Raw genomic sequence first — 14,472 nt, 5'->3', positions numbered from 1 at the left:
GGTTCAGGGTTCGGGTTTTATGGCGGCAAATAAAATAGTACTAACTAATGGTAGCTGCTACATTGCAGAACGTACAAGAGTGCGACGCAAGTTAAGCTGCTATCAGCACCTGCAGCAGGGCCAATATTGTCTTAAATATTTTTACCTGTAAACCACAATTTAAAATACCGTGCACATAAAAAAAGATATACCGGCTGCATGGTTTTGCTAAATGCTTTTAGTGCATACAAGGGCGCATATTTGTACTGCTGCGCAGCCAGGTTACGCACATTAAACAATAACCTGAAATTAAATATTTCTCGGTAAGGCTGGCGTTTATCGTAATTATAATAGTACACCAGAAAATTATTTCTAAACCGGATAATACCCTGCCTGTTGCTTAACGATGTTGGCACCACGCGGTAATGCATGGTAATATCATCGTGATATAAAAACTGAAATTTACGGGAAGCTTTTAGCCAAAAATCATAATCGTTTATTTCCATGGTTTCATTATCGCCGCCCAATGCCAGTAATACTTTGATACGCATTAATGCAGTGGGTGTGGTAATAAAACAACGTTTAATCAGCTCTTCGTATACATCGCCATTCATGGGCACTTCTTCGTAATTCTGTTCGTAATGTGTTTGTTCATGCAATACACCGTTTTCATCCATTAAACACATATCAGAGTACACAATATCGGCTGCAGGCTCTGTAAGAAAAAGATTCACCTGCGTTTCAATTTTATGGGGCAGCATATTATCCTCGCAACCAATAAACTGATAAAATTCGCCTTTGATATAGGGCAAGGCAGAGTTTAAATTTTTAGTTACGCCCTGGTTAACCTGATGATTTAAAAAAAAGGCATCCGGGCAATATTGGGCAATCCACTGACTAATGAGTTGCTTTGACTGATCTGATGAACCATCATCGGCAATGATGAGTTGAATATTGGGATAGGTTTGCTGTACAACACTGTTGAGTGTATCACATACATATTTTTCCTGGTTATAACAAACAGCCACTATGGTAACCAGGGGAAGTGTAGCAGACATAAGCAAACCAAACAAAAATTATAGTGTATTGCCCTTTAGGTAAAATGGGATACTGGCCACAGCAAATTTTAAAAACTGCAAATTGTGGGTTTTAAAAAATGCTTTACAGGCAAAGCCGAAATTGTTTTTATAATGCAATGCATAAAGGTTTTTTATGCAAAACAATAAACGCTCGGTAAAAATGGAAACAAAGGGTGTACGATTATCAAAATTGGTATAGTACACATTGTATACGTTATAAAAATATTTTATACGCGATGAGCTGTTTATTAAAGAGCCGCTATGTACCCGGTATTGAATGGTTCTTTGATTGAGGTAATAAAACTTGCATACACGGGCTGCACGCAAATAAAAATCATGATCCTCATAAAAAACCTTTTCATTAAATCCGCCCAGTTTATCCAGCACCCATTTTTTAAAAATAATACTGGCCGAAGTGATAAATGGTTTTTGAATCATTTGCAGGTACACCTCACCTGAATAAACCGGGTGACCCCTTTTCTCGATAAGCCCCATATCATCAATCAGTGCACCAGATTCGTTGATACGATGCATATCAGTATACACCACGCCATAATCTTCGGGCAGGCCATCAAAAGCTGCGATTACCTTTTCAATGGCATCGGGCTCCATAATATCATCGCAACCAATTTGTTTTACATAACTGCCTTCTACAAATGGAATGGCACTATTCAGGTTTTTGGTGATGCCATTATTTACCTTATGTGCTATAAAAACAGCATCGGGCCAGTTAATGTTAATCCATTCCTGCACCAGTTGGGGTGTAGCATCAGCAGAGGCATCATCGGCAATAATAAGTTGTATGGCCGGATAGGTTTGCTGCTTAATGCTGTTTAATGTAGCCAGCACATAGTCCGCCTGATTATAACAAATGGCAATTATGGTTACAAGTGGCGGCATAGTTTGTTAAGCACCGGTAATGGAAGGTTTACCATACCGTTGACAAATTTGAATAAGCCCTTTACAATAATCTTTTAAAAACAGAAAAAATGCAGGCTTCTCTTCCAGCAACAATGTATATTGGTGGTAATAGCCAATCACACTAAAAAAGCCGGTTGTATTGCTCAAATAGTAATGCATGTTTTTTCTAAGTCTTTTCCAACCGTTACTATACGCGGAATGCACTGGTTGAATATTGGCGAAGACAATTGGCAGCTTATGCGCCCATTTACGATGTACCCTCAAAATAGCTTTTTGCCAATCCAGTGTATTATTACCTCCGGAAAAATGTTCTATTAACACATCATATACCACTACCACTTTATGTGTGAGGCCCATGTGAATAGAATAATCCAGATCGTATCCATGAAAACCTGTTAACAGGGACTGATTAAATTGTACCTGTTCCCAATGATGTTTGGTTGTTGCCATAAAAACACCATCTATTGCAGCTACCCTTGACTGTGTTTCATTCGCAGGATTGATGTTAAAATGTGTATCAGGATTACCCGCGGCATTGGAATGATGGATAATGTTCATGCGTTTGTTTTCTATCCAACCGGATTCACTTTCTCCCCAGGCCGAACACATCCGCGATTTATATACGGCACCTGCCACGCCTATCAAACCAATGGTTTCATCGGCTTTAAAGTGTGCCAGAATATGCCTGCCCCAATATTGGGTATGAAATAAAACATCTTCGTGTACAAAACAGAGATAAGGGAATATTGCTTTTGCTGCACCTGCATTATAAGCAGCACAAATCCCCATTTTGCCGTTGGCATTGTTTATCCTGATAATTTCAAAATCAACCCCGATGGTCTTAGCAATATTATCCGACAGGGTTTGAAATAAGGGTAACGACCTGGAACAAACGATTACTGATATCATTTTAAACACTTAGGACAAAGCCTGCAAACTATATTATAGATTTTCAAGTACCCCATACAACTGATCCAAAATCAATTGTCCGTTTGTATGATGCGTTTCTACTTTTCTTTTGGCACTCTTCCCCATCTCAGTTGCCTTGTGAGGATGATTCATAAGATCATATAATACCGATGCCATTTCTTCAATTTCACCATATTTAATGGCAATACCGTTACCCCCTTCAATAAATTCATTAGCGCCACCGGCATTCTCAAAGCAAACAGTTGCCCGTTGATGAGCTGCGGCCTCAAGCATTACCATTGGATAAGTATCTTCTCTTGATGTTAGCAATAGTATATTTATACAATCATAGAAACCAGACATATCATTTAAAACAGGTAATACTTTTACTTTATCATTCAAGTTCATCTTTTCTATATCAAAAGCAATTTCTTTCGTTTCAATATTTGCCTCATCTGCACCCACCCAAACAAATTGCGCATTTGCAAGTGGCCAATTGTTATAAAAAATTCTGGCAACCTGCAAAAACAAATCATAACCTTTACGCCAGTTTAATGAACCAGCCATACCAATTACAAATGGAGTGCTAATTGAATACCGTTTTGTAAATTCAGCATTGGTTTTTTCAGAAAATGTAGTGTTTGGTAAATAATAATGTAGCAAACTAATTTTATTTGCTGGCACACCATAGGTATTCGTCAATAACTTTTTAACAACTTCGCAAGGAACTAAAAAATGATCTGTATGTGTAATTGTTTCAACTGAAGAACGGTTATTTACAGCAACAAATTCTAATTCATGTATATAGGTGATTATTTTGCCTTTATAACTTTTTTTTAAAAAGGATAAAACAGCTCCATTAGTAATGGTGTTATTTAAAATAACATCAACATCCTTTGTGTATGTATGAACATCAAATGGCTCATATTTTCCAAATAAAAAACACTTAATCCGACTTTTAAGTGTATGATTAAATATGCGTGGCATAAACCCAAATGTTTGGGATAATGCCTTGAATGCATCTGCCATTTGGCCGCTTTTATTGCGTACCAGGATATTCAAACTAACCCCATTTCCTTTTAACAAGCTTAGCAAATGCAACAATAATAGCGGCGCTCCTGTTTGAGTAGCATCATGAGATATGACCAATATTTTTCTCTTGCTATCTTTCATCCCGCTTAAATACTAAATTGTTTTAGGGTTTTGTATAATACATCTGCCGTTTTTAACAATGCCTGATCTTTAACAAATAGGCTGATATCTTTTTTCTTTGTAATTAAATCTGTTTTAAATATACTTCCAAGCGCTTCATAATGCAAAGAAAATTGCCATTTGGATTCAAGTACCTCAAACAGCTCTTTACTTTTATTTTGTAAAGCCTTATGTTCAATCAATACGTATTTTCCTGGTTCTGATAATTCAAGATGCTTTAATAAAGCTGAATTATATGTTATCCATACCTTTAAAAAATGCGCTGTATATCGGGAATAAAATTTTTTATGGCTGTAATTCCTTTTAATAAATTTCCAATAACGGGTATAAATAAATCTTCCTGCATTGGAAATATAACTTGACCGGGCATATATCCGTTTCTCATAACTTTTAAAATCTCTTTCAACAAGTGAAGTAACAACTGAATGATAATCTCTTATAACAACCAGATAATTGGCATTACTCAAAAACTCCCGGTAATACGACAAAAACAAACATGTTCTCGGCTCCTTCCAACCCCATTGTGTATGTAATGAGTTTTTAAAATCTATTAACGCCCTAATTTTTTTTATAAAATAGGCATCAATGGAATCAATTTCATTATAAACAAGTCCAACTGATGACATTTTTTGATCTGTTAGCATTTGCCGGTGCAATTGCAAAAAATCTATGTCTTCGAAATGCCCTTCCACATTTCCGATATCTGCACCATGAAGCCGATCCCCCAACTGCATTCCACATTTATGCAGCCATTGTGCAATCAGTGATGTACCACTGCGGTGCATACCTAATATAATCAATACCTTATTATCCATTTTGCGTTGTCCAGTTATGTGCCACTAACAGGCCTTTGCGAATTACCGGTATCTTTCCAGTACCAAAAAAATCACCATCCACTACTGTAAGTGTGGCAGCAGCTTCCACCTCATCTAACAAACCTGTTTCCCTTGAAAACAATTGCACATTAATGGTATAATCTCCACCAAATAATGGAAGGCGCTCAATACAGCAACTCAATACCCCATCTTTGGCAGAAATATCAAATAAACCAGCCGCATGTTCATTATTGCAAATAAACATCAGATCATCATTGGCATTTACAAATTGCAGTCTGCATAGAAGTTGCCGTACAACAGGAAGTTGCATTGTATACTGTACCTGAATATTCACTTCATCCCCTGATTTTACAACGGCCACAGCTTTACCCGCTTCATCGGCAATCTGTACTCCGGTGCAGGTTAATTGTCCGCTTCCCTTACGGTCGGTACGTGCGGCAACAGGCAACTGAATAGCAGCTTGCTTATTATGAAGGTAATGTTGTATGGCTGGCTCGGTTGCGCCATTGTACACTGTTTTGCCAAACTGTAATACCATAGCATGTGTACACAGGTTTAGTACAGCGGGCATATTGTGGCTCACAAATAACACCGTTCTGCCATCGCGTTCACTAACTTCCTTCATTTTGCCCAAACATTTCTTTTGAAACTCTGCATCACCAACGGCCAATACTTCATCCACAATTAAAATATCGGGTTCCAGGTGTGCGGCTACGGCAAAAGCCAAACGCACATACATGCCACTGCTATATCGTTTTACAGGAGTATCAATATAACGTTCAACACCTGCAAAATCTACAATGGCATCAAATTTTTGCTGTATTTCTTTGCGCGTCATTCCCAGAATAGCGCCATTTAAAAATATATTATCACGTCCCGATAATTCGGGATGAAAACCTGTACCTACTTCCAATAAAGAAGCTATGCGACCTTTTACTTTTATTTGCCCGGTAGTGGGTGTAGTAACCTTTGATAATATTTTCAATAGGGTAGATTTGCCCGCACCATTGCGGCCAATAATACCCAAAACTTCACCCTGCCTTACTTCAAAACCAATATCACGTAAAGCCCATACATAATCCGATGCGGATTTTTTGCTACGGTCATTGTCTTCACCAATTTTTAAAAAAGGGTCTGGCTTACCCATTAAACGATGCATCCACCGGGTAATATCATCATGCATGGTACTTCTACCCACTTGCCCCAGCCGGTATTGTTTGGAAATATTTTCAACTTGTATAATTATGTTAGACATTGGATAATGAGAAGTATATGAATCATGTTAAGCAGCAGGTTTTGTAATTCTTCTAAAACGAAATAGGATAAAAGTTAAATAGTATAATCAAATTTTTTATGAGCCCAGCCAATAATACCTATCGGCTTTACTTGCGTCGCACACTGCAGGGTTCAGCTCTTTGCTGATCTGGTGATTAGAGAATGGTGAATGGTGATTAGTTAATAATAAATCCTCATCCTATACCCAAACTCCCAACTCACCACTCACCACTCACCACTCCCCTCTCCCCATCTTGCTGCCCAATGAACCAAAGTACAAGAGTGCGACGCAACGGATGTTAAATAGAGGATCTGCAGTCCGGCTCCAAATTTTACAACTGGAATTACAACAACGGCAATACTATACCGTATCCATAAAACTGCGCTCTACTTTATTAAACAATATGATGCCCGCCAATAAAGCCACCACAGAAAAAGCAATACTATATAAAAACAAATTGGTATCAAATATGCCCACCCCAAACACCGCATACCTGAAACTTTCTACCATGGGCGAAAGCGGATTAAAGAGGATAAAATTTTTATAGTCAGATTGCATGGCATAGCTTAATGGATAGGCCACCGGCGTTACATACATTAACAATTGCACCCCAAATGTTATTAATACGGCAAAGTCGCGGTACTTAGTAGTAAGCGAAGAAATAATTATACCGGCACCCAAACCCATACAAGCCATATTTAGCACTATAACCGGTATTAACATATAATGCCAGCCCCACTGCAAATGAAAAGAGGATGTGGCTGAATAATAAATGATCAGCACGGTTAACAAAACCAGCTGAATAGCAAATTTGATGATATTGGATAATACAATAGACAATGGCAATACCAACCGTGGAAAATATACTTTACCAAATATGCCCGCATTGGCAGTAAACACCGATGAAGTTGCGGTTAGACATGAGGCGAAATAATTCCAAATGGTGATGCTGCACATATAAAATAATACAGCCGGTATTTGCCCTGTAGAAATATTGGCAATTTTATTAAACACAATTAAAAACATAAATGTGGTTAATACCGGTTGTATTATATACCAGGCATAACCCAGCACGGTTTGCCTGTATTGCGATACAAAGTCGCGTTTTACAAACAGCAACACCAAATCCCGGTAACGCCATACTTCTGCCAACCGCAGATCAAGTAAATGGCGGCCCGGACTAATTACTTCTGTCCAGTTTTCTGTTGAATTTTTTTCTTGCATGTGTATCAATCCATCAGGCATGTACCTGGTCGGCAAATAATTTTTGTTTGGGGGTATGCCAAAAATCCGGGTTGGACAATATCTGGTAAAAGCTGGCATCGCTATTGCCGGTACCAAATAATTGCCTGGCTTCAATGGTGCTATGCAGCGCCTGCTGTATACCCTGCAATATGGCTTCGGTAGCATACCCTACATGAATAATATCGGGGTTGTTGGTACGCCCTTGTTGCCGGGTACCAATATTAATGGTGGGCACACCAAAATAAGGCGCTTCCCTTATACCTGCGCTGGAATTACCAATCATAAAGGCGGCCCTTTTCATGGCTACCAGAAAAGATTCGAAACGCATGGAAGGAAATATCCTGAATCGGGGCAATCCCTGTAATCGCTGAATTTGAAGCTGTACCAGCTCTGATCCTTTATCGTTATTGGGATAAATAACAACATAATTCATTTCAGATGCCATCAATGCATCCACATAGGCAGCAGCAAATTGGTGCATATGCTGTAACTCAGTGGTTACCGGATGAAAAACAGCTACACCAAATGTTTCAAAAGGTATTTCGTAGTAGTTTTTAACTTCTGTCCAGGCAGGTAAATTATCCGAAAGCATCACATCCATATCGGGTGAACCAATCACAAAAATACTATCTGCCATTTCACCCATTTGTATGAGTCTGGCTTTGGCATCAGCATTGGCTACAAAATGGGTATGGCTTAATTTAGATACAGCATGCCTTATCAGCTCATCTACCGTACCGGATAATTCGCCACCCTCAATATGCGCTACTAAAATATTATTTAATGCGCCAACTGTTGCCCCTGCAAGGGCTTCAATACGGTCTCCGTGCACCACAATTAAATCTGGTTGTATCATGCGCACATAATTGGCAAAGCCTTCTATGGTTCTGGATAGGGTAATATCCATCAGCGATTCACTGTCATGATTGATAAACTGAAATATGTGCTGAAAACCACACTTCATAATTTCATTTACCGTAAAACCATATTTTATGTCCATGTGCATACCGGTGGCAAATATGTGCACTTCAAATGCCGGCTCTTTTGAAAGCACAGCAATCAATGATTTTAGTTTCCCAAAATCAGCACGGGTACCGGTTACAAATACAATACGTTTCATTTATAGAATATCTTCATGTTGTAATTGTTCATCATGCGCAATATCACGGGCTGCCTTTTTGCCCAAAATGCCGGTATAATATTCTGCCGCAATGCCCCCCTTACCCGGCCTTTTTACCCAAATATTTTCAGTAGTAAACTGCTCGCCTTTGGCAATTTGTTTTATGGAACATACCGATGCAAATGCAAAATCAATGGTAACCTGTTCTTCTGCCGCCGGGCCTTTAACTCCTCCCCGTTGTGCAGCAATAATCCGGCTGCCCTCAATCAATTCATGGCAGGCTTTGATATCCATGGAGCAAACTATATCCGGACCAGGCCTGTCCATACTATCCGTAAAATGACGTTCCAATATGGACGCACCCAATGCCACCGCACCAAAACAGGCATGATTGGTAAGGGTATGATCTGATAAACCTACCACCGCCTGCGGAAAAGCCTGTTGCAATGCAGTAATGGCCCCCAGCCTTACCAGGTGGTTTGGTGTTGGATATAAATTAGTAGTATGCAAAATTGCATAAGGCAGTTTTTGTGCTTCAAAAATGGCCACCGCTTTGGCAATACTATCCATTGTATTCATGCCCGTACTTAAAATTACCGGCTTACCAAATGACGCAATATGTTGCAACAAGGGATAATTATTACATTCCCCACTGCCAATTTTATAGGCCGGCACATCCCATCCATGCAGGCGATTTGCTGCAGCACGGCTAAAGGGAGTTGAAATAAAAATCATGCCCTTTGCTTCGGTGTAATTCTTTAGTTCCAGCTCCTCAGTTTCTGTTAACGCACAGCGGCGCATAATTTCGTAAATGCTTATATCGGCATTACCGGGTATTACTTTTTTGGCTGCGCTGCTCATTTCATCTTCTACAATATGGGTTTGATGTTTTATCATTTCGGCACCGGCCCTTTCTGCTGCATCAACCATTTCTTTTGCAGTTTGTAAAGAGCCTTCGTGATTAATGCCTATTTCGGCAATAACCAATGGAGCATAATCGTAACCAATTTTACGGCCCGCAATTTCTATATATGGATGTGTCATAAAATATTCAATTCAAAAAAATCAGTAAAAATTTGGATACCAGCTGAAGCGCATTGGGCATCGCCGCTTGCGTCGCAATCACTTCATCGTTCCACATGCATGGCAGCAATCAATAAAGCAACACTGCAGCTGGATTTATCCTTTTTGCTGCATTAAAAAATCAACAAAGGCAAAATCCATTTCGGTATCAATATCTACTGCCCTGTTTCGAGGCATAATAGATAACATACAATTTGCTTTACTCCAGTGCGGATATTGGTATAATGCATCCCGCTTTATAACAAATGCAGAAGGCGATAGACTATAAACAGCTGGCGCATGCTGCCTGCAAACCAATGCATCACCCGGCGATTTTACCATGGTTGCAAAACCGGCATTGTTTATTTCCATCATATTAAAGTAGGGATTGCTTTCGGCTTCGTAGGCGGTAATCACCACATCTGCTGCCGGATTGGCAATAGCCATGTGTACGGCAGCTTCTATATCTTCCTTTGCTTTTAAAGGGGCTGTAGCATCCATATCGGCAATATAATCTACCCTAATATTTTTATCATGTTCGTATTGCTCCAGCAATTGTATAAATACATCCCATTTGCTGGTATCATCTGCTGCCAAATGCGCCGGGCGGTTGATGATATACTGTATATTAAATTCTGCAGCAATAGATATTATTTCAGCGCTATCGGTTGATACGAGTATATCGTTAAAAACAGAACATTGCTGCGCCGTTTCCAGGGTATAGGTTACCAGGGGCTTACCACAAAGTGGTTTTATATTTTTGTTTTTTACCCCTTTAGATCCGGCACGGCAACAAATAGTACCTAATACAAACATAATTTCAGGATTGTTGAAAATTGAATTTTTTAGTATCGGTTGCTGCGGCACATTCCCGGCGTACAAGAGTGCGACGCAAGTAAAGTTGAATATTGTACTATTGCCCGGCCAACAATATTGATTTATTGTATAGGCGTTACATGGGCCGCTGGAAATTCTACTACCATTACCTGGCCCAGACTTTCTAAACGCACATACACCTTTTTGCGGCTGGTACGCAATACAGTGCCGGTATTATCCATAAATACACCGTGCTGAATTTTAACCTTAATATCAGGCGCCAGAGAATCCCATGAATGGGTAGTAATAGTAGCATCTTTTTCCTGCAGATAAGATTTGATTAAATGAATTTCATCATCTTTTATTACTGCAGGTTTGCCCAAATAAAAAACAAAATTCAGCACCCCATTCGTTTGCAATACCTGTATGCGCTCTTCCTCGTTAACATTTACAAACACATAGGATTTAAACAGGGTATCTTCTATAATTTTTTTACGGTCGCTCCATTGCCTTACTATTTTATGCAAGGGGCACCAACTTTCGATTCCTTTTGATTGCAGAATTGCGTTGATCTTTTTTTCCCAACGCGGTTTTGTATAAACAGCAAACCATTTTTTTGATGAATCATTCATAACTGTACACGGCTCCGCATTCTCAGTCACAATGCGTAATTGAATCTTGTTAAAAACTGTATGCAGGCGCTTTTATTTATTGCGCCATTTTAAAAACCTTTTCCATCCTTTTGGCTTTTTATCATCTGAGTAATAACCGGACCCATAATGATAACCGTAGCCATACGAATATCCATATCCATAACCATAGCCAATACCTGCATGGTCTTTAATACCATTTACCACCACATTTAATGCATTCACTTTTTGTTCGGTATGTAACTTCTCAATAAACTGAATGGTTGTTTTAAATGAATGTTTATGTCTTAAAATAAACAGGGTAATATCTATGTGTTTGGTAAGTAAAAAAACATCTGCTACCAGGCCCACCGGTGGCGAATCGATAATAATATACTGGTAATGCTCCCGGGCATATGCCAGCAAATCGTCTACCTTTTTATGCATTAACAATTCTGCCGGATTGGGAGGCATGGGGCCGCTGGAAATAACATCTACATTAGGTAAATTATCTACCCTGCCAATAATGTTGGCAATAGGAATATCGTTGATAATATAATTGGTTAGTCCATTACTAAGTTGCGTATTAAGGTATTGCAGCATTTTAGGTTTGCGTAAATCCATTTCTATCAGCAACACTTTGGCGTTACCCGATACCAGACTTGATGCCAGATTGATAGACACAAAACTTTTTCCCTCACCACTCATAAACGAGGTAACCAATATTGTTTTACAAGTTTTATCAGGTGCAATAAACCGGATATTGGTTCCAATAAGGCGAAACTGCTCAGCCAGGCTGGATCGGCTTTTAGTATTAACCAGTTTATTGCGTACTTCCGGATTATAAGAAAGCTCGCCAATAATAGGTACACGGGTGCCAGCTTCTACTTCTTTACGGTCGGCAATTTTATTATCAAAGAAATCCAGTAATAACATGGCAATTACAGGTAAAATCAATCCAATTAATATGGCAAATAACATTACCTGATCGGCCTTTGGTAAAATAATGCCTTTATCAAAAGCCGATTCAATTACCCTGGTATCGTTTATGGTTGAAACAAGCGATAATTCTGTTTCTTCCTTTTTCTGCAGCAAATACAAATACAATTGCTCTTTTACACCAATTTGTCGTTTGAGTTTAAGGTATTGTCTTTCCATTTCGGGAAAGCCGGAAAACTGTTGTTCAAAATTGTTTTGCTTACCGGCAATTTGCTTTAATACAATCTGATAACTCTGGCGGATACTGGTAATATTTTTTAGCAAATTGCCCTTAATATCCTGCAACTGGTTTTTAAGCCGGCCCATTACCGGATCTTTTTGTGTGCTTATTTTTGCCTGCTCCTGATAGGTGCCCACACTTTGGTTGTACTGGGCTATTAACCCGGTAAGTGTAGGCTCATTTAAACCATATTGAGAGGGAATAATATCGGTGTAATCTTTGGCATTGGCAATAAATTTTTCTAAGGATGCCAGCAATTCTAATTGCCCTTGCTGTGCCGTTTGCTTTTCATCGTAATCCAATGCCTGATCTAAATACTTGGTACCCTGCGCACTAATATCATTAATCTTATTATCCCTTTTAAATGCTTCGGCCTTTAGTTCCAGCTGGTCTAATTCTGCAGCAACACTATCTACCCTTTCTGTAAGAAATTTACTGGTTTTATAACCCACTTCTTTTTTATCGCTAATACCGGCAGTGTTAAACGATTTTATCAGGGTATTAATAATATCAATGGCTTTTTGGGGAGATTCATCCAACATGGCAATTTCCAGCACACCACTCATTTCGTGTAGTTTGGTAACAGTAATAGCGCCTGCTATTGCCAATGCAACAGAACGTTTGGTTCTAATAGATAAAACATATCCATCCGGGTTAATGGCTATTTTACTATTCCGTTGCAATATCACGGTTTTACCGCCTAACTTAAAAGAATCGTTATATAGTTTGGTAATGGATTTACCATTTTTCACCAATTCAAAATCTGCATTATGCAGATAAACAATATAGCTATCGGGTTTAAATTCTATAGTATCTTTTCCAATAGGTTTTATAAAAAAGGGTGCTGCATGTCCGTATAATAGCGATGAGGTAATTCTACCTTGCGAAATAATATTTACCTGCAGGTTAAGGGAGTCTACCACATTTTCTGCCAGCTCGTACGATTGCAGAATATCAATTTGATTTTGGATCTCCTTGCTGCCGGGCATTACACCCAATTCGCGTAATATATTGTTTTCGGGTGAGGCGTCTTCCTCATCCTTTATTAACAGGTTGGCCGAAATACGGTGCACCTGCGGTGTATAACGCAAATATATTTTTGCCCCGGCATAAGCTATTAACACAGATAAAATTATCCATGGCAAAAAACTAATCAGCTTGTAAATGAATTTTTTTATATCGAATTGGGTGCCGGATACGCCAATTACCTCACTGGTTTCATTATCGGTTGTTGGATAGCTCATATTATCGTTTTATGGCTACAAGAAAAACAGTAAGAAAACTGGTAATTCCTGTAATATAAAGTAATGTACGCTGAAAATTATCCGTTACCTGCTTAACATTCTTGGGTTCTACATAAATAACATCGTTGGTATGAATATAATAATCGGGCGAATTGAGAATGGCTTTATCATTTAGGTTTATGGTAATCAGTTCGCGGTTACCATTTACTTCCCTTATAATTTTTACTTTATCCCTTTGCGCATATTGGGTAAGATCGCCGGCCTGCGCCAGTGCTTCCAGTATATTTACTTTCTCGGTTTTTGAGGCCTTCATGCCCGGCATTTTTACCTCGCCCAGTACCGAGAAGTGAAACTCCCCAAATTTTACCATTATCACCGGGTTTATCAGGTACTCTTTATATGCTTTGGTAATCAGGTCTTTGGCTTCTTCGCGGGTTAATCCGGCAATGGTTAATTTACCAATTTGTGGCAATTCAATAGCGCCATTTACGTCTACTACTGTAAGTAAACTGCCGGTTTCGTTACCACCTGCAAAATGCTGGCTTATATAGGCAACAGTTTTCTCGTTATCGCCACCAATGCGTATTTCTACTTCGTCGTTTACCTGAATGGTGGGTACGGGTGGGATTAATTTTTCCAGTTGTAATCGGGTAGTATCGGGCAGGTTATTAAAATACATAATACTTTTACTGTTAATACAAGATGTTTGCACCATTGCCATAGCAATAAGTATTAACAGGAATATTGGTTTGCCCATAGTGGATTTGAGGTTATTCATATGTTCCTTTTTCTACAAGTCCTTCAAAACTAAATAACTATTCATTGAAAATACATGATTTTACGCTAGTGATAATGCCTGTATTAACAAATTTTCATTATATGTTTTGTTTTACCTGAGATTACATGTTTTTTATTGGTTATTCGT

At 38.8% G+C, this 14,472-nt stretch carries 13 protein-coding genes; all 13 read right to left on the bottom strand.

What is annotated here, in order from left to right:
• Positions 1-131 precede the first annotated feature (131 nt).
• Positions 132-1,037, bottom strand: a complete 906-nt coding sequence (locus GD597_RS14130) for a glycosyltransferase family 2 protein (protein WP_171608528.1) — start codon at positions 1,035-1,037, stop codon at positions 132-134.
• 18 nt (positions 1,038-1,055) lie between these two features.
• Positions 1,056-1,958 (bottom strand): glycosyltransferase family 2 protein, encoded by a 903-nt coding sequence (locus GD597_RS14125; protein ID WP_171608527.1) that lies wholly within the window; start codon positions 1,956-1,958, stop codon positions 1,056-1,058.
• Positions 1,959-1,964: 6 nt separating this feature from the next.
• Positions 1,965-2,888, bottom strand: coding sequence for a glycosyltransferase (locus GD597_RS14120; RefSeq protein ID WP_171608526.1), 924 nt, complete (start codon positions 2,886-2,888; stop codon positions 1,965-1,967).
• Positions 2,889-2,921: 33 nt separating this feature from the next.
• Positions 2,922-4,061, bottom strand: coding sequence for a glycosyltransferase family 4 protein (locus GD597_RS14115; protein ID WP_171608524.1), 1,140 nt, complete (start codon positions 4,059-4,061; stop codon positions 2,922-2,924).
• Between the two features lie 5 nt (positions 4,062-4,066).
• Positions 4,067-4,915, bottom strand: a complete 849-nt coding sequence (locus GD597_RS14110; RefSeq protein ID WP_171608523.1) for a hypothetical protein — start codon at positions 4,913-4,915, stop codon at positions 4,067-4,069.
• The gene (locus GD597_RS14105; RefSeq protein WP_171608522.1) at positions 4,908-6,191 is read right to left on the bottom strand and encodes an ABC transporter ATP-binding protein; all 1,284 of its coding nucleotides are present in this window, start codon (positions 6,189-6,191) and stop codon (positions 4,908-4,910) included. Before GD597_RS14105 ends, GD597_RS14110 begins: the two co-directional genes overlap by 8 nt.
• A gap of 381 nt (positions 6,192-6,572) precedes the next feature.
• The gene (locus GD597_RS14100) at positions 6,573-7,436 is read right to left on the bottom strand and encodes an ABC transporter permease (RefSeq protein WP_171608521.1); all 864 of its coding nucleotides are present in this window, start codon (positions 7,434-7,436) and stop codon (positions 6,573-6,575) included.
• Positions 7,437-7,449: 13 nt separating this feature from the next.
• Positions 7,450-8,577 carry a UDP-N-acetylglucosamine 2-epimerase gene (gene neuC, locus GD597_RS14095; RefSeq protein WP_171608520.1) on the bottom strand — a complete coding sequence of 376 codons (1,128 nt, stop codon included), beginning with the start codon at positions 8,575-8,577 and terminating at the stop codon, positions 7,450-7,452.
• Positions 8,578-9,621: an N-acetylneuraminate synthase family protein gene (locus GD597_RS14090; protein WP_171608519.1), complete on the bottom strand. Its 1,044-nt coding sequence runs from the start codon at positions 9,619-9,621 to the stop codon at positions 8,578-8,580. It abuts the gene before it with no gap.
• A gap of 135 nt (positions 9,622-9,756) precedes the next feature.
• Entirely contained in the window at positions 9,757-10,455 is a 699-nt protein-coding gene (locus tag GD597_RS14085; RefSeq protein WP_171608518.1) for an acylneuraminate cytidylyltransferase family protein, read from the bottom strand.
• Between the two features lie 122 nt (positions 10,456-10,577).
• A complete protein-coding gene (locus GD597_RS14080) occupies positions 10,578-11,087 on the bottom strand; it encodes a UpxY family transcription antiterminator (protein ID WP_171608516.1) in 510 nt (169 codons plus the stop codon).
• A gap of 72 nt (positions 11,088-11,159) precedes the next feature.
• Positions 11,160-13,547 carry a GumC family protein gene (locus GD597_RS14075; protein ID WP_171608515.1) on the bottom strand — a complete coding sequence of 796 codons (2,388 nt, stop codon included), beginning with the start codon at positions 13,545-13,547 and terminating at the stop codon, positions 11,160-11,162.
• A 1-nt stretch (position 13,548) separates the two neighbouring features.
• Entirely contained in the window at positions 13,549-14,325 is a 777-nt protein-coding gene (locus GD597_RS14070; RefSeq protein ID WP_171608514.1) for a polysaccharide biosynthesis/export family protein, read from the bottom strand.
• Positions 14,326-14,472: the final 147 nt, after the last annotated feature.

The sequence above is a fragment of the Limnovirga soli genome (assembly GCF_013106755.1).
GTDB lineage: Bacteria > Bacteroidota > Bacteroidia > Chitinophagales > Chitinophagaceae > Limnovirga > Limnovirga soli.
Note: the sequence above shows the minus strand (reverse complement) of the source record. Positions and strands in the feature narration are given on the sequence as shown.

Excerpts from the sequence above, each read along its gene's own strand:
- GD597_RS14130 (WP_171608528.1), bottom strand. The coding sequence starts at position 1,037 with ATGTCTGCTACACTTCCCCTGGTTACCATAGTGGCTGTTTGTTATAAC.
- GD597_RS14125 (WP_171608527.1), bottom strand. The coding sequence starts at position 1,958 with ATGCCGCCACTTGTAACCATAATTGCCATTTGTTATAATCAGGCGGAC.
- GD597_RS14120 (WP_171608526.1), bottom strand. The coding sequence starts at position 2,888 with ATGATATCAGTAATCGTTTGTTCCAGGTCGTTACCCTTATTTCAAACC.
- GD597_RS14115 (WP_171608524.1), bottom strand. The coding sequence starts at position 4,061 with ATGAAAGATAGCAAGAGAAAAATATTGGTCATATCTCATGATGCTACT.
- GD597_RS14110 (WP_171608523.1), bottom strand. The coding sequence starts at position 4,915 with ATGGATAATAAGGTATTGATTATATTAGGTATGCACCGCAGTGGTACA.
- GD597_RS14105 (WP_171608522.1), bottom strand. The coding sequence starts at position 6,191 with ATGTCTAACATAATTATACAAGTTGAAAATATTTCCAAACAATACCGG.
- GD597_RS14100 (WP_171608521.1), bottom strand. The coding sequence starts at position 7,436 with ATGCAAGAAAAAAATTCAACAGAAAACTGGACAGAAGTAATTAGTCCG.
- neuC (WP_171608520.1), bottom strand. The coding sequence starts at position 8,577 with ATGAAACGTATTGTATTTGTAACCGGTACCCGTGCTGATTTTGGGAAA.
- GD597_RS14090 (WP_171608519.1), bottom strand. The coding sequence starts at position 9,621 with ATGACACATCCATATATAGAAATTGCGGGCCGTAAAATTGGTTACGAT.
- GD597_RS14085 (WP_171608518.1), bottom strand. The coding sequence starts at position 10,455 with ATGTTTGTATTAGGTACTATTTGTTGCCGTGCCGGATCTAAAGGGGTA.
- GD597_RS14080 (WP_171608516.1), bottom strand. The coding sequence starts at position 11,087 with ATGAATGATTCATCAAAAAAATGGTTTGCTGTTTATACAAAACCGCGT.
- GD597_RS14075 (WP_171608515.1), bottom strand. The coding sequence starts at position 13,547 with ATGAGCTATCCAACAACCGATAATGAAACCAGTGAGGTAATTGGCGTA.
- GD597_RS14070 (WP_171608514.1), bottom strand. The coding sequence starts at position 14,325 with ATGAATAACCTCAAATCCACTATGGGCAAACCAATATTCCTGTTAATA.